A 21,435-nucleotide genomic window follows, 5' to 3' on the forward strand; every position below is an offset into this window, starting at 1 on the left:
TTTTATTTCACCAACACCTTTGCTCCTCACTTGTTGAAGCAAAGGTGTTTTTTTAGGTATGGATACAACAAAAAAAGGACACCAAATGATGTCCTTTTTTTTGTTGTTGCTATTGATTACTAATAAAAACTTTCAAATCGCGCAAAACCTGAGATACGATCTGGAATTTTCATTCCTTTTGTCACTTGATCGGTTTGACTATCATAAATCCAAATGTGATTTTGCTCTTTTAAGGCATTGTTTGCGATATACAATTTGCCTTCTTTACAGAAAAATCCTAACTCATAGGGTTCATCTCCAGGAATTTCATCCAATATGCGTATTATCTTTTTACTTTCTAAATCGACAAGGGCATATCGTCCATTGTAACTATCTCCTAAAGCAGGATCACGGTAAAGCATTACCATTTTATTATCCCCCAAATAACCGATTGCAGGTTCAATTATCTTACCTCCAGCTAAATTAGATAGGTTAATTTCATAGCTCTTATCCGTTGCTGTATCTCCTTTTTGTGCTCTAAATAAAAACACATCGGTTTGACCGGTTGCTTCTCTGGGAAAACAAGTAAAATAGAAATCGGCATTATCTTTTATGAATGTCGTTCTAAAATAAGGAGAACTATTAGCTACTCCTCTACTTCGCGTGTCATCTTCTTTGCTGATTACCTCAAAATTTGGATACGATATGGTAGCAAAATTAAAATAAGTTGGGGTTAACCAGGTATGATCGCGATATCCATATTGTAAAAATAACTTTCCATCCACATAGGCAATCGCACCAAGTAAATAGTAATTGTATTTATCGGGGAAAGTATCCAGCCCTTTGATTTCTCCTTGATGAAGAATACGCAAGGTACGCACATCAAACACCGTACAAACTAATTTTTCTACTCCACCTGTTGTTCCTAATACTAACAGTGTATTGTCGTCTATCCAAGTATAAGTATTGACATCATAAATGGCTGCAAAGGGAACTTCTAATTCGGTAACCAAATGATCTTTGGTGTATTTCATTTTTTTAAATACGCCTTGATCCGTTTTGTAATTATAGATATAACCATCTTTGACAATATAGGAATAGGTTCCTTTTGAATTTACTTCATCTCCCTCCACTTCCAAATTCATTTCTCCTTCGCGTAAATTATTGGTTGCTGTCATATAATGGACGGTATTGGGCCAACTTCCCAGGGCAGACAACAAAAAGTAATCGTATTTTTCTTCTCCTTCAAATCCGCCTTGTTGACTAGGCTCTTTACTACAGCTACTCACTAGACCTATAGTGAGCAATAGCATGATTATATAGTTAACTTTCATGAATCGAATGTGTTATTGTAATGAATATCTAAACTTTAAATAAAAGGCTCTGCCTTGTTTTTGTAAACGGAAATTGTCATAGGCTAAAGCATTCCCCACATTAGTACAGTCAAAAGCAACATTGTATTTTCCGTTGGCCAAACTATAACTAACACCGATATCATGGAGATTTTGTCTAGGTATGGTCGGTATATTTTTCTTATTTCCATATGACTGCCAGTTTTTATAAAACCATTCCGTCATTTGCCATCCCCAATGAAATTCAAGGCGACTGCCTTTTTGCCAAAGATCATCCTGCCCAAGTGTGATATCAATATTTCCATATAACCACGGTTGATTAGGTATTTCCTTTTTATACGTTGCCGATACAATTTCACTGTTATTCGCGTATTTAGTATTGTCGTAGGCATAATTGTAACTCAAATTAAATACGGCATTGATGTAATTTTTATACTGATAATTAAATTCTGCCTCTAGTCCTTTCGTAAAAATATTGGTTAAGTTCTCATATTTAAATGTACTGCTATACAAGTTGGGCACAGTATAAATATAATCTTTGGTGTCGCGAATATAACCTGCTGCTTCCAAACGAATAAAATGATCCGTAAAGCGATTACTATAATACACCCCCAAATTATAGTTGTTGCTATTTTCTGGTTTTAAATCCATATTACTCGTTATCGTAATACCGTCTCCAAAAATCTCTTCGGGTTCTAGTAAGCGATACGAACGTTCAAAAGAGGCTTTTAGCCCTAAATTGTCCGTTATTTTAAAGAGGGTTGCTACTCCATAGCCACTATTGTCAAAGTTTTCTTTCACAGCAGTATTCACTTGCGTCCACGCATCCCAAATGGTCTTTTGCAAATTGATTTTATAGTACTTTCCAAAGAATATATTGGTCCAACGCTTATCAAAGAAGTCTTGTTGATAGCTCAAAGAAGCAATCTGTTTGGTCATTCTTGCTGGAAAAACATCTGCTTTGGTCTGAATTAAGGAATTATAGGTTGTATTCTCAATATAATCAACGGTATAGTTTGCATTGATTTTATGATAATCGCTAAATCTATACTCCAACGATAGTTGAGAATAGAAGCGATCTCTGTAAATATAACTGAATGATGGGCCTCCCATTTCACTTCCTCCTGCAGGTGTATAGGTTCCATCCCAAGCATATTTGCGCATTAAGGTATCAATTCCATGTTCTAAACTCTTAGAATAACCCGCATATAGATTGATATCCAATCGATTGTCTAGTAGATTGCCTTTTTTATACTTTAGAAAATAGTTGTTGGCATCTCCTTTTTGCTTTACTTTACCGTAGACAACATCCTGATTGGATCCGGTTTGAATCGCTTTATCAAATAGGGAATACGAGGTTCCTACGAAAAATTGATCCGCCCACTTTTTATTTACTACACCAAATTCTGTCAGTACAAAAAAAGATTGGTATTGATCGTTAAAGCGCTTTACATCTTTGTATTCATAGGCGTATTTATCGGCATTCCATATCTTCATGTTGCGCATGGTATAGTCATTATCTGAATGATTAAAAAACGTATTTAATCGCAGGACGATTCCAGTGCCTTCTTCTTTAAACTGTCCATTTAAGTTGACCTTGTGGGTATTAAATGACCCTGTAGTATAGCTCACATCCGCATAATCGGCTTGTTGACTGTTACTTATTATATTGACTGCTCCTCCCATGGCATCCGTACTCAAATGAACGGGTACAACGCCTTTGTAAATCTCTACGCGTTTTGCCATATTAACGGGTAGTGTATTCATGTCCACCCCTTTTCCCAGCATTTCCAGTGGTACACCATCCACAAAGAATTTTACGGCTTTACCGGACATTCCATTAATAGAGAAGTTGTAATCTGAACCTACTCCACCCTGTTGACGTACTTTAATCCCTGTACTCTTGTTCAACAATTGATTCAAATCAGAGGTGCTATTGCTAAACTTTTTTAAATCAATCGCTGATACTGCAAAGGCTTCATCTCTTAAAGCGGATACTTTCCCTTTCACTTCCACCACCACATCATCCAACATTGCTGGAGTTTCAACTAAGACAAATTGCAATACGCTACCTGCTACTTCTTTAAAATATATTTTTTTAACTTGGGTTTCAAATCCGAGAAAAGCTACTTGAATCGTTGCTTCTCCAATTGAATTTTTAAGTTGAAAATGACCTTTAGTGTCGGACATGACGCCAATTGAGGTTCCTTCAATTAAAATCGTAGCTCCTGGAATAGGCTGTTTCGCTTGATCCACTACGACTCCATGAACTACACCTTGTTTAACTTGGGCTAGAGCAGCATTTTCTACAAAGAAAAAGAGCACAGCTAAAATGGTAATCTTGAAAAAAGAACTCATCTATTTTAACATTATTTTTACGCAAACAAATGTAGTTACTCTCCTTAATTTCAGCAAGTAAATGATCAACTAATTTATATTAAATCTAATTAAAAAAAGTTCTTGCTTTTTCTATGGTTCTAGAGCTTCTATCTTTTAGGATTTCCAACAAATAGTAAACAAAAGAAAAAGGAGGTAGAAAAAAGATTAGGCATCCCTTAGATGGGAAAATAAAAAAGCTAACTCAAGAAGTTAGCTTTTTGATACCATAAAATAAGACGGCTACTTGTCTAATTTGGTTCGTGTGTATTATTTAAATCTCAAGATCTCTTCCAAACTCTTCATTCTGAAGATGACATTTTGAAGCGGGGACCTCTCTTTTTTTATTTGTTGTGCAAAGTAGTTCAAATAATTTGAATACCAAAGCCCCAATATATATTTGCTAAATTCTATCAAAATCAGCTGTTTTAATTCAAAAAACAAATATTATCACCCTTATCTATACGTTAATTTAAGTAAAACAGGTTTATGTAGACGGGAAACTAATTCTTCAACAATAAAAGCTCCTTCAATAAATAAAGAAATAATGCACGTTCTGATTTATGCTTTTTTACTATTTGTTCCCAAGTCGCCCTTTCAAACTCAAGTATTGTTTTATTACTGTCTGTATACCTTCTATTTCCGTTCAGACTTTTCGTCAACTCCGCTTGTTGGTCGGTTGATTGATATACCCAATTGCCAGCTTCATTAACTGTTACATTAGCAGCTAATCTAGGCTCATCATCCCTTAAACTATTGGCTATATGCGCTTCTAAAACAACTTTTTTTCCTTGATTATCCGCAAGCGTTAAGACTCCTAAAACATCTACAGTATAGGACGCTTCATAGCCTTGAATATGCATATAATCAAGGATTAAGTCTTTAAAAAACATCGATTTAACTTCTGTATCCTTATATGCACCACCGAGTTTTTTTTCTAAATAAGCCGTATTAAATTCAATTTTATTAGCATTTGAATCCGTAAAAGTTAAGTCGTCAAAGCTATTTTGCTTTAGTTTTGCTGTATACTGCTCTGTATTATAAGTCAAATCACTCCAAATATCTTGTTGAATTCGCTGGCTATAACTGGTGGACAGACTCAACGAAAACAGTAAAACAAAAACTATTTTAAGCTCAATTATGGATTTCTTGCTCATTTTCTCCTTTATTTTTGCGTTAACTTTTTTGCTTTTTCCCAATATACATCCATTTGATCAAGCGTCATTTGATGTATGACCTTTGTATCTTCTTGGATCAGACTTTCCATCGTTTTAAATCGCAATAAGAATTTTTGATTGGTTTGATTTAAAGCGTGTTCCGGATCAATGCCTACAAAACGGGCATAATTAACCAAAGAAAAGAGAATATCACCAAATTCTTTTTCCATCAGCTCTTTATTTCCAGCTGCTTCTTCTACTTTAAATTCTTGAATTTCTTCCTCTACTTTGGCCCAAACATCGGTTTTATTGCTCCAATCGAAACCAATTCCACTTACTTTTTCTTGTATGCGCAGTGCTTTGATAATGGCAGGTAAACTTGTTGGTACGCCTTCTAGCACTGATTTTCTTCCTTCTTTAAGCTTGAGTTGTTCCCAATTTTGCAGTACTTCTTGTTCATTTTCTACTTGAACATCTCCATAAATATGAGGGTGTCTATAGATTAATTTTTCACATATTCCATCCGCAATTGTTTTAACATCAAACAAACCTTGTTCGCTTCCTATTTTGGCATAGAAAACAATATGCATAAGTAAATCACCTAATTCTCCCTTTATTTCTTTTGGATTAGCACCCGATATACTATCTGCTAGTTCATATACTTCTTCAATGGTCAATGAGCGCAAAGATTCAAACGTTTGTTTCTTATCCCACGGACACTGAATTCTTAACTCATCCATTATCGTTAATAACTTACCGATGGCTTCCAGTTTCTCTTGTTGTGTATGCATAATAGGTCTATTTAATACTCCTGTAAAAATAAAAAAGCTCGTTGTACAACGAGCTTTTTTATTTATTCTTTTTTCTTACTTGTTTTCTTCAACTACCTGAAAAGTTTCTTCGATTAAACCTCTTTTCTGTATAATGTTATACCAGTTAAGTACTTTTTTAATATCCGAATTATAAACTCTTTCTGAATCATAGTTTGGCAATACTTCTTGGAAGTAAGCAACTAATTCAGCATCCGAAGCTTTATGAGAAATCGCTTCTCCATTGTTTTCTTTTGCCGCGATATTCTTGAATACGTCAAAAAGTTTAATTTCTCCTTCGTGTGTGTATATTGAGATTTCAGATAATAAACTAACGTTATTTTTTAACCCTACAGTACTTCTTTTTCGATCAACTAATGACTCTGCAATAAATCCTGTGCGTGTTTGAACCATTAACTCAAATAATCCTGGTTTACCAGAAATAGCTAATACTTTTTCTAAACTCATTTTCTAAAAATTTTCTTTGTGACAAATATCTTAATTACTTCTTAATTTCCAATTTTTTATCTCCCTTTTTTAGAGGCAAATTTCATTTTATAGTCTGTAAACACTTTACCTTCCATAATATTTTTTAATCGCTTCGCAATTAATTTCTTTTTTAAGGTTGATAGCTTGTCTGTAAACAAAATACCTTCAATGTGATCATACTCATGTTGAATAACACGTGCAGCCAAACCATTTATTGTTTCCGTGTATTTGGTAAAGTTTTCATCATAATATTCAATTGTGATTTGTTCTTTACGAATTACAGCTTCATGAATATCAGGAATACTTAAACACCCTTCATTGAAAGACCACTCATTTCCCTCCTCACTTAGGATTTTTGCATTAATGAATGTTCTTTTATATTCCTTTAAAAACGCTATTTCTTCTGCTGTATTATCTTCCATTTCTGCAAATGGAGCACAATCAACTACGAATAAACGAATTGGTAATCCAATTTGAGGAGCTGCTAATCCTACGCCACTAGCCGAATACATCGTATCGTACATATTAGCAATTAATTCGCTTAAGTTTGGATAATCTTCCGCTATGTCTTCTCCTATTTTACGTAAAACAGGATCGCCATACCCAACAATTGATAGTATCATGGTTGTTCTTTTGTAACTTTATTGATTTAAAACGATTGCAAAATTAATCAAATTTATAGTATTCTATAAGACTACAAAACTTTTTTCAGCTTATCTTTTAACCTTAGCCAAGATTGTCTGTGCTATCGGGCTACTAAAAAAAAGAAAAACCTGAATCATCAACCCGTCAAATAACTGGCTAACAAATACTTAAAACCAATCTTCTTTTTATTTTATTTCTTATGGGTACACTTTCCTATCGCTCCTTTAAAAAAACTTATTTTAGTTTTTATACGATAAGTCAATCCATATAAAACTAAAAGACAAGTAATCGCTACTAAAAGAGATGTATTTTCAAGCGTATTTTGTAACTTATAGGTCTTCGGCGTCTTTTCCTTTTAAAAAATCTACCAATTGACTCACTGCTTTTCCTCTGTGACTCACTGCATTTTTTTCTTCAATAGTCAATTCCGCGAAAGATTTATTCATTGTATCTGCTTTGAATAAAGGATCATATCCAAATCCTCCTTCGCCTTGTTCTTTTACTAGAATTTCTCCAGCAATAACACCTGTAAACAAATGTTGTACTCCATTGAAATGCAAGGCAATTACTGTTTTGAAGTTTGCCTTTCTATCCGTTTTATCCTTCAATTCGCTCAATAGTTTAGCATTATTCGCTTGATCATTTTTGCCATCCCCTGCATATCTAGCAGAATAAACCCCTGGAGCACCGCCCAATGCATTAACTTCTAATCCAGAATCATCTGCAAAGCAATTAAACCCGTAATGGCGCTTAATATAATCTGCTTTTAAAAGTGCATTGCCCTCTATAGTAGTAGCCGTCTCGGGAATATCCACCATGCAACCAATATCTTCTAAGCTTAGTATTTCTATGGAATCTGGAAGTTGATTCTTGATTTCTTTGATTTTGTTTTTGTTATTTGAAGCGAAAATTAATTTCATTGTTTTTTATTATTTATGCATTCAAAAATACAAAATGAAAAGGAATCTAGACCGAAAGTTGGGGACGTATAGCAAAATATAAGCGTTTTTTCTTTATTCTAGATAGGATAGCGGATGGATGGGATCAAGCGCAAAAGTTGGGTAGGAATTGATAAAACGTGAGGTCTAGGATGCAAACCTTAGTGCTCCCAAGGACATCTGATGGGTGACAAGCTAGGTATGAAGACTTAATGTACTTATTTCATACTTCTGTCATATGTGGCCGTCTTGTATGTCCTGCTGAACATATAAAAAGATTTCCATAACTGTCCTTTAGGACATACTGGGGGTGTAAAGACTGAGGTATGTATCGTATGACACTTCCACGACCCGCAGCCGTCCCGTATGCCATGTTGAGCGCCGAATATTTACCGTAGAATAGGTACAAAAAAAAAGAACAAACCTATAGTAAGTTTGTTCTTCTCATTCACCTTATCAATTACTAACCTAGCAAAAGAAATATATGCTATATATCACGAGAGCATCTAATAAAACTTTTAACTCAACCATTTTATATTTAAAACTGATTCTCTCTTAAAGCTATACGCTTATTCTTTTCTTTCACGAGTTTTAAGTAATACAATAGTAGTGTTTATTGGGCTAACTGAGAGAAAAACAAAACTCAAACGGATAAAATCGAGTACCCAAACGTAAAAATGTTTCACTCAACCTGATAAAAACAAGGCTATAGGGGCTAATAAACCTTTCCTAGGTGGGATATTTGGCCTTCAGGTTAGGCGTTTGGTGGGGATTTTTGGTGTGATCTCCCTCTTTTACAATGGTTTCTTTATTATTTGTATTGTTCGTTTCGGATGGCATTCGATCCAAACAAAAAAAGCGCGTCTTTTAAAAACGCGCTTTTTTAAGTATATGAAGTAGGCTTATTTATTATATTGCTTTACTACTTGATTGATACGTCCAAAAATACTTTTTCCGTCATTATCCATCATTTCAATTTCAATACGATCTCCAAACTGCATAAATGGAGTTGAAGGTTTACCGTCTTTTATTGTTTCAAGACATCGAACCTCTGCCAAGCAGCTTGATCCTGTAGGGCTACCCTGATTTGCTACTGTTCCAGATCCAATTACTGTTCCTGCCATTAAAGAACGCGTCTTTGCGGCATGCGCAACTAACTGTCCAAAATGAAACGTCATATCGATACCTGCATTTGGAGAACCGATTAGTGTACCATTTAAGGTAGAGTGCAAAGGTAAATGCAATTTTCCTTCTTTCCAGTCATCTCCTAGTTCATCTAGTGTGACTGCTACAGGGGCAAAAGTAGTCCATGGTTTAGACTGATAGAAACCAAATTGTTTACCCAATTCAGCAGGAATCAAGTTTCTCAGAGACACATCATTTACGATTGTCACTAATTTAATATGTTTCAATGCTGTTTGAGTATCTACTCCTGGAGGAACATCGTCAGTAATAACAGCTACTTCAGATTCAAAATCAATTCCCCACTCTTCTTTTTCAATTTCAATTGGGTCTGTTGCACCAATAAAGGCATCTGACGCTCCCATATACATCAATGGATCTGTCCAAAAGGACTCAGGTAATTCTGCATTTCTTGCCTTGCGAACCAATTCCACATGCGTTACATACGCACTTCCATCAGCCCAATGAAAAGCTCTTGGAATGGGCGCCATTACTTTAGCTGTTGTAAAATCAATTGTATTAGACAGTTTTCCTGCGTTTAAGTTGTCATACACTTCTTTTAAAAGTGATTCTTTTGTTGCCCATTGATCTATGGATTCTTGCATAGTAGCTGCAATCTCACTAACCGCAATTGCTTTTGTCAAATCTTTTGTAACAACTACTAATTGACCGTCCCTAGTGCCGTTGTCTATACTAGCTAATTTCATGAATTTATGTTTTTAGTTTTTATTGTTTGGTCTTTACTTTGGTCTTTACTTTGATTTTTACTTTGGTCTTTCTCTTCTAAAATATAGGTCAAAAAAGAAAACCCCGAAGGTATAAAAAAATTGTAGAATAAGCGGATGTGCTTTTCACTTCTCTTCTTTACTGTATTTAAGTGTTATTTTTGAAGTGCTACTCTTTTTTCGATCACTTGAGCTACACCATCTTCATCATTGGATTTAATTCTATGTTGAACAGTTTCTAAAATAACAGCATGTGCATTGCTAACAGCGTAGGTGTTGGCTTCCAATTCTAACATCCCTTTGTCATTTAAATTATCTCCAAAAAGATGCAAATCTTGAGGAGCTATATCCCATAGATTTTTCAGGTAAGTAATTCCATTTTCTTTGGTTGCATTTGCACTGGAAAGTTCTAAAACAAATTGATTGGCAATATATTGATCTTGGGTTAATAGACACTTCATTTCATTTTTAAAGTGTTCTTGAAAATACAGTTTTAAGGGTACTAAGGTTTCATACTCTGCTATAAACATAAGAACAAGGCTTTGAGTATTCTCAATAGCTGGATGAGATTGAAGAATGTCAACTTCTAAAAAACGGGGGTCCTTAGGGCGTAAGTCCAAAAAACTTTGCATTCCAGAGGATGGATTTTTTTGATAAAAAATGCCCTCTTCAAAATGCTCGTTTAACGTAAAAACAAAAGGAGATATTCCGCAATCCGCACTGATACTCAATATCTTTTGAACATATTGATTTTCAATACCGTTAATTTTTAAAATTTTCTGTGCGGTCCAATCGTAAATGATTGCACCATTATTTAGAAGTACAGGGAAATTCCACTGCACCCTTTGAATAACCTTTTGTGCACTCGCTAGGCCTCTTGCAGTTGCAAATGCTATTTTATGTGAGGTTTCCGTAGCCACCTGATTGAGAATAGCTTCACTTTCCACACTCAAATAGCCCCTGCTATTTAATAAAGTCCCATCTAGATCAGTAATAAAAATCTGGTTCATATGATTCTTATTCAGTTAGCATTGAAATAAAAACATCTACCATTTTTTCATCCGTTGCCCAAGAGGTAATTAAGCGTATCGCAGCATATTCTGCATTAATTGGTTTCCAAACATAGAAGTCAAATTCTTCCTGTAGGCGTTGAATAAGTACAAGTGGTAAAATGGGAAAAATCTGATTACTTGCAGGTTCTACTAAAAAAGCATAGCCATTTTCATAGAGTGCTTCTACAATTTTATCTGCCTTTCTATTTGCATCTTGTGCGAGTTTAAAATACAAGTCGTCTTGAAAAAGTACTAAAAACTGAATACCCAATACTCGTCCTTTGGCTAAGAGCGCTCCTTTTTGTTTGAGACTATAATCAAAATCAAGTGCCCATTTTGGGTTTGGGAAGACAATTGCTTCGCCAAATAGTGCGCCGTTTTTTGTTGCACCTATATAAAAAACATCCACTAAATCTGCTATTTCCTCTAGAGATAGATCATTGGTTGCAGCAGTAAGAGCATGTCCTAATCGGGCGCCATCTAAAAAAAGCAAAAGATCATTTGCTCTGCAAAAATCAGAAAGAGCGCGTAATTCTTTAGAGGTATAAAGGGTTCCCAATTCGGTTGTATTGGATATATAAACTAACCTTGGTTTTACAACATGCGGACGCAATTGGAAGGAGGCTAGGGTCTGTTCTACTTGGTCAACCGTAATTTTCCCCTCTTTTGTTTCAATTGGAATAACCTTGTGTCCCGTAGCTTCAATGGCTCCCGTTTCATTGGCATAAATATGTCCTGTATTGGCGCAAATCACCGCTTCATGAACCCTTAATAAAGAAGATATCACCAGTAAATTCGCTTGCGTTCCTCCAGAAACAAAATAAATTTCTGCTTCGGGTTTATTGATTTTCTCACGTAAAGCAGCTTTAGCTTCCAGTGTGAAATCATCTATTCCGTAGCCATTTTGTTGTATAAAATTGGTTTCTAGTAATTTATCTAGAATTGCAGGATGAGCTCCTTCTGCATAGTCTATTTTCAGATTGTACATATCGCATTTATTAGAAAGAGTAAAAATAGAACTTTCTCCTATAATACTCGGAAACTTCGGAGAGAAACTTGCTAAAAAAAGAAATAATCCTCTGTTTATTTAGTTTAAAAAGTGTACTTTTAATAAAAAATAAACGAGATATGGATCACAAAAAATTATATGCAGGCAGTGAAGTTATGGTTTTAGCTGTACGTAACTTATTAGAAGAAAACAACATCGCCTATATTATCCGAGATGATATTGAAGCAGGACGCAGTGCAGGTTATGGCACTTTAGGTAAAGCGGTTCATGTATTTGTGGAAGAAAAAGATGTAGAAAAAGCGCAAAACCTACTGAAAGAAAACAATATTGAAGAATAGTTCAATTCAAAAAGGAGCGATTTTTTTTTTGAATTTAATGTATCTAAAAAGGGCTTGAAAGATAATTTCAAGCCCTTTTTTAGTATTTCAGATTACTCTTCTAGTAGAACTTTAATCGGTAGATTTGGATTAACTACTGCACTACACACTCTTGCTTTTACCGTAATTTTTGTGGGTCTACACCTGTAAATATGTTCAGCAAAAGGTCCATTACTGCCATCATCTTTACTGTGAGCTGAATAATATACACTGTAGTCACCTTCTGGTAAATTATTAGTTTCTGGCGTAAAATATAAATAATTGGCGGGCGTGTTTCCCAACCTACGATCGTAATAATACTCCCATAATCCAATCCCTGATTGTCGATACTCCACTATATAAAAATTAGAGTCCATTCTTGTACCCGTATTAATATTAAATCCATTTTCATCTTCAAATCGAAAAGAGGTTACATCCACATTGCGTTCTCCTTGTTGACTACTTGGATTATCAATGGTTCCAACATAAAAGGTATCTAATGAAAAGGGCGATACAATACTTTGTGAATTATTTTTATCATCACCATTGGTGAGACATAAAAGCATGTCCCGATCTTGCGTAATAGGAGCATAAGGTAAATTTACAACCACATCTTTGATAATCTGAGTTTGAGTTGCACCGCCAGTACCACCCGCAAAACCAACTTTAAAAATACTTGGCACTTGTGTTTCATAATTGTAGATTGTCCCATTTTCATCTCTGGTTTTAAATGAATTAGGATAGATAAAATCCCGAATAGGGTATTTAGTGGCACTTGATCTTTCACTTTTTATGAAAACAGATACTTTCATTCCATTAGCCCCATTGTTAATCGGTATTAATTTAGCTTCTACTCTATTATAATTATAGGTATCGCCAAAATAGTAGCCTGTTCTCAACTCCGAAAAACCGGGAGTACTATATGTACTGGTCTGATAATCTCCTGTATTATAGTTTAAAGAAGCACTAGCAATATTGGGCCTGCTTTCATTACCATATTCAACTTGTTCAGTAAATAAAACCGGATATCCTTTATACCGATCATTTTTATACTGTCCTCCTCTCAAAGTAATGTGATTTGTTTCATTTTTATACGTTAAACCATCAATACCTTCTCTACGCTCATTAACATTATTTCCGCGTAACTTATAACTACCAAAAACATCTAATCCCAGTCCTAGATAAGCCCCATTTAAACCGGGTTGATTTCCTACGGAAGTATTTTTATTGGCATACCCTAAACTTGCTCCAGGTGCTCCAATCGAGAAATCTTTTTGTCCATCAAATAAAAACATACTAATTCCATCACCATAGCTATTGCCGTATTTTTTTCCATCCGCCATAGCATACGAAAACTCTACGATAATACCGTGATTGGAAGGAAACTCTATTTCGTTTAAATAAAAACCACTAAAAGAAAATTCTACTTGATCTTCGGTTAATACGATTCCATCTTTGGTATATCGATCGGTTCCTGTCGGTGCATTTTCTATATGTTCATCAATTTCATCGGGTTTGGTATTTCCTGTCAGTGATAAAGCATAGGGAAAAGGTCTGTCTTTTACTTGAGCTGAAAGGGAATTCAAGCTCAAAACAACAAGAACTATTACTATTACATTTTTTATCATATTTTTTTATCTTAAATCAAAACTAGTTGTTGTCAAGGTCAAGTTAATTTTAGGCTATTTTAAAAAAATGTCTAAAATAGCCTATTTAATTTAGTCTACCTTTTGTTGCATGACAACATTAAAGTACGTTTTAGATGTAATTTCTATATTTCTTTTTGTCTTATAGGTTAAAATACCTTGTTCGCTAATCGCTATATCTTCAAATACATCTTCATCGTAATACACTACAAAATAATCCAATTGATTAGCCTCATAGGTGTGTATAGATGCACTTGATCTTGATTTTATAGCTCCATTAAACTGGTTTTTATAGATATCATACACATTTTTACTTGCTGTAGCACCGGGTACAATCTCAACCGTAAAAGAAGGAGCATAGAAAAAGCCTGATCCACCTGAAGTTGATCCACCTGAAGCAGGTTGGAAAGAAACACCACCATTTCCATCAGCAGTCAGCACATGACCTTCAGGAGCATTACTTGAATTCTCCACAGAACTTAGTCGATCTGATTCAATTCCTTGCTCTTTGATTACATTCCCCCAAACGGATTCTATTTGCAATTGATTTGTTCCAACAGCATCATCGGCAAGTTTTTCATTTGTTACCGCTTTATTGGCGATTTTACTTGTTTCAACCGCATTGTTATCAAGTTCATCAGCCGTTATTGCTCTGTCTACGATATGTTCTGTTTTAATAGAATTCCCATTAACTTCAAGTGTTGCTTGACTTAAAATAGCATTCGTACCGCCTGTTACTTTAATTGTACTCGTTCCAAGTAAATTTGCTGTTGTACTCTGACCTGTTGGCGCTTTAAAAGCTACATTGCCATTTGATTCTACCGTTAATACATGACCTACGGTTTCACCAGCAGCACTTATTTTCGCTTTCGTAATCGCTTTATCTGCAACTTTCGCTGTTGTTACTGCATTACTTGCAATCGCTCTTTCACTAACAGCACTATTGCCAAAGTGTTTCTCTAAAATATTCTGAACATAAATATGATTTTGTCCTACAGCGTTATTTGCGATTTTTGTATTTGTAATGGCTCCATCTTTAATTTTTGCACTTGTTACAGCATCCGTGGCTAGTTTAGCTTCTGTTACAGCATTTGTTGCTATTTTTACTGTAGTTACTGCATTCGTTGCAAGTTTTTCATCTGTAACAGCCTCCGCATTTATTTTTGTTGTAACTACTGCATTCACTGCTAATTTATCAGCGGTCACTGCTGTATTAGCGATTTTTGCTGTTGTCACTGCATTGGATGCCAGTTTAGCTTCCGTTATTGCTGCAGTCGCTACCTTGATAGCTGTAACCGCATTACTCGCTAATTGCGTTTCACCAACGCCACCATTGCTAATACTCACTGTAGCGTCTTTTAATAAAGCTTGTGCAGCACCCGTTCCTCCAATAGTGATACCCGTTCCTCCTTGCAAAGCTTTTCCACTTCCTACAAGTGCATCGCCAATACTTCTAAATTCAGCACCACCTTGTCCATCTGTAGTTAATACTAAACCACTTTCTTTGTCTACCGAACCTATTTTATCAGCTGTAACATTTCTTGTTGCCAAGTGAGTTGTTTTGATTCCCTCTTGAGCAACCGTGATATTTAAATCTTGTAAAGCAGCCTTATTATTTGCTGTCACTGCAAGAGAAGCATCCGTTGAAGTCACTGCTTTACCTTGTGTAGCGGCAACCGTTTCAAAAGATTGGAAGGCTGTATTTCCATTTCCATCTGCCGTTAAAATAGTGCCATTTGCAGCTGCTGTTCCTGCTACAGTAGAGCTTATCTTGTCATTTGTAACGGCATTCGATTTCAAGTGTTTCGTATCCACTCCTGCATCAGCAATACCAATTACCGTCTCTGCTAATACTGCTTTATTTCCTATTGGAATCAATAAGGACCCATCCGATTTTAAATCTGCTTCCGTTCCTTCAAAAGCAGCTTCATTTATCTTTTTGTAGGTTACATTTCCTAATCCATCCGCGGTTAAAACTGTATTCTCATCCGCTCCAGAAGAAGAAATTTTTGCTATAGTTACCGCACCATCTGTCAATTTAGTTGTGCCAATACCACCCACTTTCACATCGATAGATGTTGGAGCTAATACAGCATTTAAACCATCTGTGCCTTCAGTAAATACAAGTGCAGAACCTAGTTCAAGGTCAACTCCACCGGCTTGCACCGCTTCTTTCAACACATAATCAAAGCCTCCTTGACCATTGGTAACTAAAATATAATCTAGCGGCATATTGGTAGCACCATTAGCAGAGCTCAATTTATCCTTGGTAATACTGTTAGGAGCAATACTAAGGGTAACATCTTTTAATAACGTATTTTCTCCAGTGCCATTGGTCATTTGAATAATGCCATCTGTGGCTAAATTCCCTGCTGTATCTGTAACAATATCACCTAGTTCGCCCCATACAACTTCTCCATCACCTCTACTAAGAAGCACACTTGCCGCCGTAATTCCTTCGGCAGAAATCTTATTAGCCGTTACTGCTTTTTCACCTAATTGTGTATTTAATACTGCACCATCTGCTAGTTTAGCCGTTGTAATTCCTTTATCATTAATACCTAATCTAAAATTTTCTAAGACTTTATCAACGCCATTATCGACTGTAATAATTCCATCTGTTGTAAGGGTTCCTTTATTAGAAATACTAGCTGCTGTAATGGGTTTGTAAGTTACAGATACTCCATTAGAACCTACAGTTGCTACAGCTCCTGCTGGCGCATTACCTCCAGTTAACTTACCTGCTCCAATTGATTTATTTGCAATTCCCAACGTTACATCAGATAATACTTTTTCTACTCCATTATTTGATACTGTAATAATACCATCAGTACTAATATTTCCTTTTTCTATAATAATGTCTGAAGTTAACATTTGATAGGTAATTTCACCTGCTGCATTAGCCACTCCTACTCTATTTTCTAAGCCTTGGCCTGCTGTTAATTTAGGAGCCTGAATCGTATGATCCGCAATATTGGTATTCGTAATAGTTGAAGCGGCAATATGCTTCCCTTTTACTCCACCATCATTAATTTTGACCACTACACTTGTTTCTTCATCACCGAAAAGAACATTCTCTCCGCCTTGAACAATAATTCCTTCTGTTCCTACTAAATCCCCTTGCATAGTTGGTGCAATTACTTCGTCACTGGTAATAAATACAGCATTGCCCGAACCATCCGCAGTAAGTACTTCTCCTTTTTCTGCCAATTCAGAACCAATTTTAGCTGCTGTTACAGCCAGATTTTGAATATGTGAATTCGCAATACCCTCTTCTTTTACCTGTAAACCAACGGCTTGCAATAAGGCTTTAGAGGCATCTCCTGTACCAGTAATTTCTAAAGAATTATCAACTGCTAATTCATGTCCTTGTAAAACGGTAGCCATCGACTGATATTCTACCGTACCATCTGCTTGTGCAACAGGTACAAAGTTTTCTTTATTGGCTCCAGCAAATAATTTTGCTGCGGTAACTCCCCCATCTCTAAGAGAAATAGTCATCTCTTGTAAAACCGCTTTTTCTCCTCCTGAAACTGCAATGGAATTATCTGTAGCTACTGCTTTTCCTTGTGCAACAATTGTTGTGTATATATGTTCTTGAACAGTTGTATCACTTAGTATTTCTGTTATTTTTTCGATTACATCCGCTTGAACATCAATCGTTGCTAATGGATTATTCGTCAACTTATCGTAAAACACATATTTTGCAGGTTCTGTTGAATCAATGCGAAGTGTATTAGCATTAAATGAAACCCCACTACCTATAATAGTACCGTTTTTATCAACGTCTTCCTCATTAAAATAAGTTAATGTTCCATCTTGATTATCTTGCAAAATAGTAAGTCTTTCTTGCGTATTGACAATTTCTTCAATGATATCATCAGTTGCATCCACCCACTGTGCTTTTCCTAATGCATTAGTTACTAAAATTTGCTTGGCAATTCCGCCTTTTATCTTTGTTGGTGTAACCGCTTCATCCGCAATACTCAATTCGATTGCTTTGAATACAGCCTCTGTTGCGTTTGCATTTCCATTAACTAATATACCATTCCCCGATAGCGTTTCCTTTTGAATATCTAATTCTTCTAAATGCTCAATTTTTTGATTAAGTGCAAAAATTGCTTCTTCTACATTGTTGTATTCGATTGATGAATGATCTTCAAAAGTAATTGATTTGGCACGGGTATCAATTTTAGCCAAGGGAGTCGTTCCTGATTTATCTAAAAACGTGAATACGCCTGTAGGGTTTTGCGTTATTTTAAGTGTATTGGCATTAAACTTTACTCCTGTAGCACCTGGTATTACATTGCCCTCACTATCGATCTGACTTTCATTATAATACGTAAAAGTTCCATCGCCATTGTCATGTAATACAGTACTTGTTTCATGGGAATTGATAATTACTTTTAGGATATCGCTATCCGCATTTAACCATTTCACTTCTCCTCCGCGGTTTGTCCCTAAAAGTTGTAAGGTTCCACCATCGCCAGTAATCTTATTAACCGTTACTGCTTGATCTTCAATTTTAGCGGTAGTAACCGAATTAGCCGCCAATTTAGCCGCTGTAATTCCAGCATCTACTACATCGATCGTTACATCAGCAAGTGCTGCATGTTCACCACCTTCAACCGCGATAGCTGCAGAACCTTCAATTGCTTTTCCATTAGTACCGATAACCTGTCCCAGTGTTTTAAACTCTGCTCCACCTGCCCCATTAGAAGTCAATACTAAACCAGCTCCTTTATTGGTTCCGATTTTATCTTCTGTAACAGCCATTGCAGCGATATGTGTACTTTTAATTCCACTTGATGCAACGTCAATAGTTACATCCTGCAAAACAGCTTTATTATTGGCTGTTATAGCCAAAGAACTATCGGTAGAAGATAGGACTTTACCCTGTGCTTGTGCCACTTGATCCAAGGATTGAAAAACAGCATTCCCCGATCCATCCGCCGTTAACACAGCGCCATTTACAGCCGTTTGAGCATCTATTTTAGCTGCTGTTACTGCTTTATTTGAGATATGTGCGGTTTGAACTCCTGAATTTGCAATGCCAATTACCGTTTCTTTTAATACCGCTTTATTAGCTAGTGGTACCAGTAATGAACCATCGGATTTTAAATCAGCTTCAGTTCCTTCAAAAGCAGCTTCATTTATCTTCTTATACGTTACATTTCCAGCTCCATCCGCAGTAAGCACTGTATTTTCATCTGCACCTACAGAAGAAATTTTAGCTGGTGTAACCGCCTGATTTCCTATTTTATCTGTAGAAATACCGCCCTCTTTAATTCCTATTTTAGCTTCTGCCAATAGCGTTGAAACGCCATTACCTGCTAAAAATTCTAATTCATTTCCTAAAGTTAAATCTTCACCCGCTTGTACGATAGTTTCTCTATCTACATAGGTAAATCCGCCGGTTGTATTGGTTACCATAACCATACCAGGTTGTGAACCAGCATTGCTTAGTTTGCCAATCTCAACTGTTTTATCTGCAATTTTTTGATTGGTGATACTTGCATCCTTGATACCAAGTCCTACATCGTTAAAAAGAGAATTTACACCGTCACCTGTTGTGATTTCAATGATACTATCTGTGGTTAAATTACCTGCTGCATCCGTAACAAGATCATCTAATTCACCCCATTTCACTATGCCATTTTCATCAATTACCATCACTCTCTTAGGCGGTTCATTACCCGCAGATAAGCGATCTACTGTAATTGTATTAAGGGCTATTTGTTCATTTGTGATGGTATTATCGGCTATTTGAGTAGCTGTAATCCCTTTGTCTTTAATTCCTAGCGTAACATCCGCTAATACCTTATCCGTGCCATTATCAACGGTTACTATTCCATCCGTAGCCAATGTTCCCTTTGCTGCTAAAGATTCTGCTTCTAGCGGTTTATACGTTACGGTACCATCTGCATTTGCTGTTGCCACAGCACCCGTTACAGCACCTGTTGCATCTAATTTAGAAGCCGTTACAGACTGGTTGTTGATGCCTAGGGTAACATTACCTAATACTTTACCCGTTCCATTATCAACCGATACAATACCATCCGTTGTAATATCTCCTTTATCCGTTATAATAGCGGAAGTTAAAGGTTGGTAACTAACAGTACCATCCGCTTTTACGGTGGCTACATTCCCTGCCGTTTCTCCCGTTGCATCTAACTTTGTTACGCCAATCGTTTGCTTGGCAATATTGTTATTTTCAATGGTTTCAAAACCAATATGTGTTCCTGTAATACCCCCTTGATTAATTTCAATAGAGACTTTTTTATTCGCATCGCCAAATAAAACATTCTCACCGCCACCGACAATATTAATTACACCTGCTTCTCCTTCTAAATCCCCTTGCATGGCTGGTTTAACTGTTTCTGATGGAGCTGAAAATCCAGTGTTCCCCAATCCATCGGCAGTAAGAATAGCTCCTTTTACTGATCCAGCGGAAGTGATTTTTTGCGTAGTAACCGCGCCATCTTTAATATGGTCGGTTTTCACACCTGCTTGTTGAATATTTACAATTACCCCGTTTAAAACCGCTTTATCGCCACCTGTAATTGCGATAGATCCATCATTGCTTGCCATCTTTTTGCCATTGGCTGCTACCGTAGTAAAAATTTCATTTTTTACCTCTTCCGTATTGAGGATCTCCGTAATATTTTCAATTACACTTCCTGCAACATCAATAACTGCAATTGGCGTTGTATCACTTGTTTTATCGTAAAACTCATATTTATTGGCGGCATTTTTTTCAATTCTAAGCGTATTAGCATCGAATTTAATCCCTTGCCCTGCAATTAAGTTTCCATCCGCATCAATTCCATTTTCATTGTAATACGTAAACGTTCCATCACCCCCATCAACCAATAGAGTAACTACATCATTTCCTTCAATAATTTCTTTAATGATGGTATCAGAAGCATCTACCCAAGCAACCTGACCATTTGCATCCGTTACCAATAGTTGTTTGTTTGCTCCAGGTTTGATTTTAGTCGTTGTTATTCCTTGATTGGCTACGGAGATTTGCATTTCACTCAATACCGATTGATCTCCATTGTCTATTTGGATCGAGCCATCCGCAGCGGTTGTCGCTTTTCCTTGAGCCGCTACCGTTGTATAAATAGTATTTTGTACCGTTGTATCATTTAAAATCTCTGTGATATTTTCAATCACTGAACCTGCTACATCAATAACTGCAATTGGGGTTGTCGTACTTGTTTTATCGTAAAATTCATAGCTATTTGCGGCATTTTTTTCAATTCTAAGCGTATTAGCATCAAATTTCACCCCTTGGCCTGAAATTAAGTTTCCATCTGCATCAATTCCCTTTTCATTGTAATAGGTAAAAGTACCATCTCCTCCATCGACCAACAACGTTACCACTTCATTTTGCGCAACAATTTCTTTGATAATTGTATCAGAGGCATCTGCCCAAATAACAGCTCCATTCGCATCTGTGAGTAACAATTGTTTGTTGGTTCCAGGTTGAATTTTTGCAGGTGTTATACCTTGATTGGCAACAGAGATTTGCATTTCACTCAATACCGATTGACCTCCATTGTCTATTTGGATCGAACCATCCGCAGCGGTTGTCGCTTTTCCTTGTGCAGCTACCGTGGTATAAATATCATTTTGTACGGTTGTATCGTTTAAGATTTCCGTAATATTCTCAATCACCGTTCCTGCAATATCGATTACGGCTAAAGGTAATCCT

13 protein-coding genes are annotated in these 21,435 nt (G+C 36.2%); 1 reads left to right on the forward strand and 12 read right to left on the reverse strand.

From position 1 onward, the window contains the following. Window positions 1-119: 119 nt before the first annotated feature. The 10 genes from ACMHJ2_RS07940 to ACMHJ2_RS07985 form a co-directional block, all read right to left on the reverse strand. The gene (locus tag ACMHJ2_RS07940; RefSeq protein ID WP_413512420.1) at window positions 120-1,313 is read right to left on the reverse strand and encodes a hypothetical protein; all 1,194 of its coding nucleotides are present in this window, start codon (window positions 1,311-1,313) and stop codon (window positions 120-122) included. Window positions 1,314-1,325: 12 nt separating this feature from the next. After that, window positions 1,326-3,689 carry a TonB-dependent receptor gene (locus ACMHJ2_RS07945; RefSeq protein ID WP_413512421.1) on the reverse strand — a complete coding sequence of 788 codons (2,364 nt, stop codon included), beginning with the start codon at window positions 3,687-3,689 and terminating at the stop codon, window positions 1,326-1,328. Window positions 3,690-4,210: 521 nt separating this feature from the next. Next, window positions 4,211-4,864 (reverse strand): hypothetical protein, encoded by a 654-nt coding sequence (locus ACMHJ2_RS07950; RefSeq protein ID WP_413512422.1) that lies wholly within the window; start codon window positions 4,862-4,864, stop codon window positions 4,211-4,213. Window positions 4,865-4,872: 8 nt separating this feature from the next. Next, a complete protein-coding gene (gene mazG / locus ACMHJ2_RS07955) occupies window positions 4,873-5,655 on the reverse strand; it encodes a nucleoside triphosphate pyrophosphohydrolase (protein WP_413512423.1) in 783 nt (260 codons plus the stop codon). Window positions 5,656-5,730: 75 nt separating this feature from the next. Beyond that, on the reverse strand, window positions 5,731-6,141 hold the full coding sequence (locus ACMHJ2_RS07960) for a DUF5606 domain-containing protein (protein WP_413512424.1): 411 nt from the start codon (window positions 6,139-6,141) through the stop codon (window positions 5,731-5,733). 56 nt (window positions 6,142-6,197) lie between these two features. Then, window positions 6,198-6,785, reverse strand: coding sequence for a peptide deformylase (gene def / locus ACMHJ2_RS07965; RefSeq protein ID WP_413512425.1), 588 nt, complete (start codon window positions 6,783-6,785; stop codon window positions 6,198-6,200). A gap of 351 nt (window positions 6,786-7,136) precedes the next feature. Next, complete coding sequence (locus ACMHJ2_RS07970) at window positions 7,137-7,727, reverse strand: non-canonical purine NTP diphosphatase (protein WP_413512426.1); 591 nt, start codon at window positions 7,725-7,727, stop codon at window positions 7,137-7,139. A 920-nt stretch (window positions 7,728-8,647) separates the two neighbouring features. Further along, on the reverse strand, window positions 8,648-9,634 hold the full coding sequence (locus ACMHJ2_RS07975; protein WP_413512427.1) for a fumarylacetoacetate hydrolase family protein: 987 nt from the start codon (window positions 9,632-9,634) through the stop codon (window positions 8,648-8,650). A 173-nt stretch (window positions 9,635-9,807) separates the two neighbouring features. After that, a complete protein-coding gene (locus tag ACMHJ2_RS07980; RefSeq protein ID WP_413512428.1) occupies window positions 9,808-10,662 on the reverse strand; it encodes an HAD-IIB family hydrolase in 855 nt (284 codons plus the stop codon). 7 nt (window positions 10,663-10,669) lie between these two features. Then, window positions 10,670-11,692 carry a threonine aldolase family protein gene (locus ACMHJ2_RS07985; protein WP_413512429.1) on the reverse strand — a complete coding sequence of 341 codons (1,023 nt, stop codon included), beginning with the start codon at window positions 11,690-11,692 and terminating at the stop codon, window positions 10,670-10,672. A gap of 140 nt (window positions 11,693-11,832) precedes the next feature. On the opposite strand from ACMHJ2_RS07985, the gene ACMHJ2_RS07990 reads away from it, so the two are divergent. After that, window positions 11,833-12,051, forward strand: coding sequence for a putative signal transducing protein (locus ACMHJ2_RS07990; protein ID WP_413512430.1), 219 nt, complete (start codon window positions 11,833-11,835; stop codon window positions 12,049-12,051). A gap of 92 nt (window positions 12,052-12,143) precedes the next feature. On the opposite strand, the gene ACMHJ2_RS07995 is transcribed toward ACMHJ2_RS07990, so the two are convergent. Both ACMHJ2_RS07995 and ACMHJ2_RS08000 read right to left on the reverse strand, forming a co-directional pair. Beyond that, on the reverse strand, window positions 12,144-13,697 hold the full coding sequence (locus ACMHJ2_RS07995) for a hypothetical protein (protein ID WP_413512431.1): 1,554 nt from the start codon (window positions 13,695-13,697) through the stop codon (window positions 12,144-12,146). Window positions 13,698-13,787: 90 nt separating this feature from the next. Beyond that, window positions 13,788-21,398, reverse strand: a complete 7,611-nt coding sequence (locus tag ACMHJ2_RS08000; protein ID WP_413512432.1) for a beta strand repeat-containing protein — start codon at window positions 21,396-21,398, stop codon at window positions 13,788-13,790. Window positions 21,399-21,435 lie beyond the last annotated feature (37 nt).

It is taken from the genome of Myroides odoratus (assembly GCF_965118575.1).
Classification (GTDB): Bacteria; Bacteroidota; Bacteroidia; order Flavobacteriales; family Flavobacteriaceae; genus Flavobacterium; species Flavobacterium odoratum_B.

Bases quoted from the DNA above. Each gene is read 5' to 3' on its own strand.
- ACMHJ2_RS07950 (WP_413512422.1), bottom strand. From the start codon at position 4,864: ATGAGCAAGAAATCCATAATTGAGCTTAAAATAGTTTTTGTTTTACTG.
- mazG (WP_413512423.1), bottom strand. From the start codon at position 5,655: ATGCATACACAACAAGAGAAACTGGAAGCCATCGGTAAGTTATTAACG.
- ACMHJ2_RS07970 (WP_413512426.1), bottom strand. From the start codon at position 7,727: ATGAAATTAATTTTCGCTTCAAATAACAAAAACAAAATCAAAGAAATC.
- ACMHJ2_RS07940 (WP_413512420.1), bottom strand. From the start codon at position 1,313: ATGAAAGTTAACTATATAATCATGCTATTGCTCACTATAGGTCTAGTG.
- ACMHJ2_RS07960 (WP_413512424.1), bottom strand. From the start codon at position 6,141: ATGAGTTTAGAAAAAGTATTAGCTATTTCTGGTAAACCAGGATTATTT.
- ACMHJ2_RS07980 (WP_413512428.1), bottom strand. From the start codon at position 10,662: ATGAACCAGATTTTTATTACTGATCTAGATGGGACTTTATTAAATAGC.
- ACMHJ2_RS07990 (WP_413512430.1), top strand. From the start codon at position 11,833: ATGGATCACAAAAAATTATATGCAGGCAGTGAAGTTATGGTTTTAGCT.
- ACMHJ2_RS07985 (WP_413512429.1), bottom strand. From the start codon at position 11,692: ATGTACAATCTGAAAATAGACTATGCAGAAGGAGCTCATCCTGCAATT.
- ACMHJ2_RS07945 (WP_413512421.1), bottom strand. From the start codon at position 3,689: ATGAGTTCTTTTTTCAAGATTACCATTTTAGCTGTGCTCTTTTTCTTT.
- ACMHJ2_RS07995 (WP_413512431.1), bottom strand. From the start codon at position 13,697: ATGATAAAAAATGTAATAGTAATAGTTCTTGTTGTTTTGAGCTTGAAT.
- def (WP_413512425.1), bottom strand. From the start codon at position 6,785: ATGATACTATCAATTGTTGGGTATGGCGATCCTGTTTTACGTAAAATA.
- ACMHJ2_RS07975 (WP_413512427.1), bottom strand. From the start codon at position 9,634: ATGAAATTAGCTAGTATAGACAACGGCACTAGGGACGGTCAATTAGTA.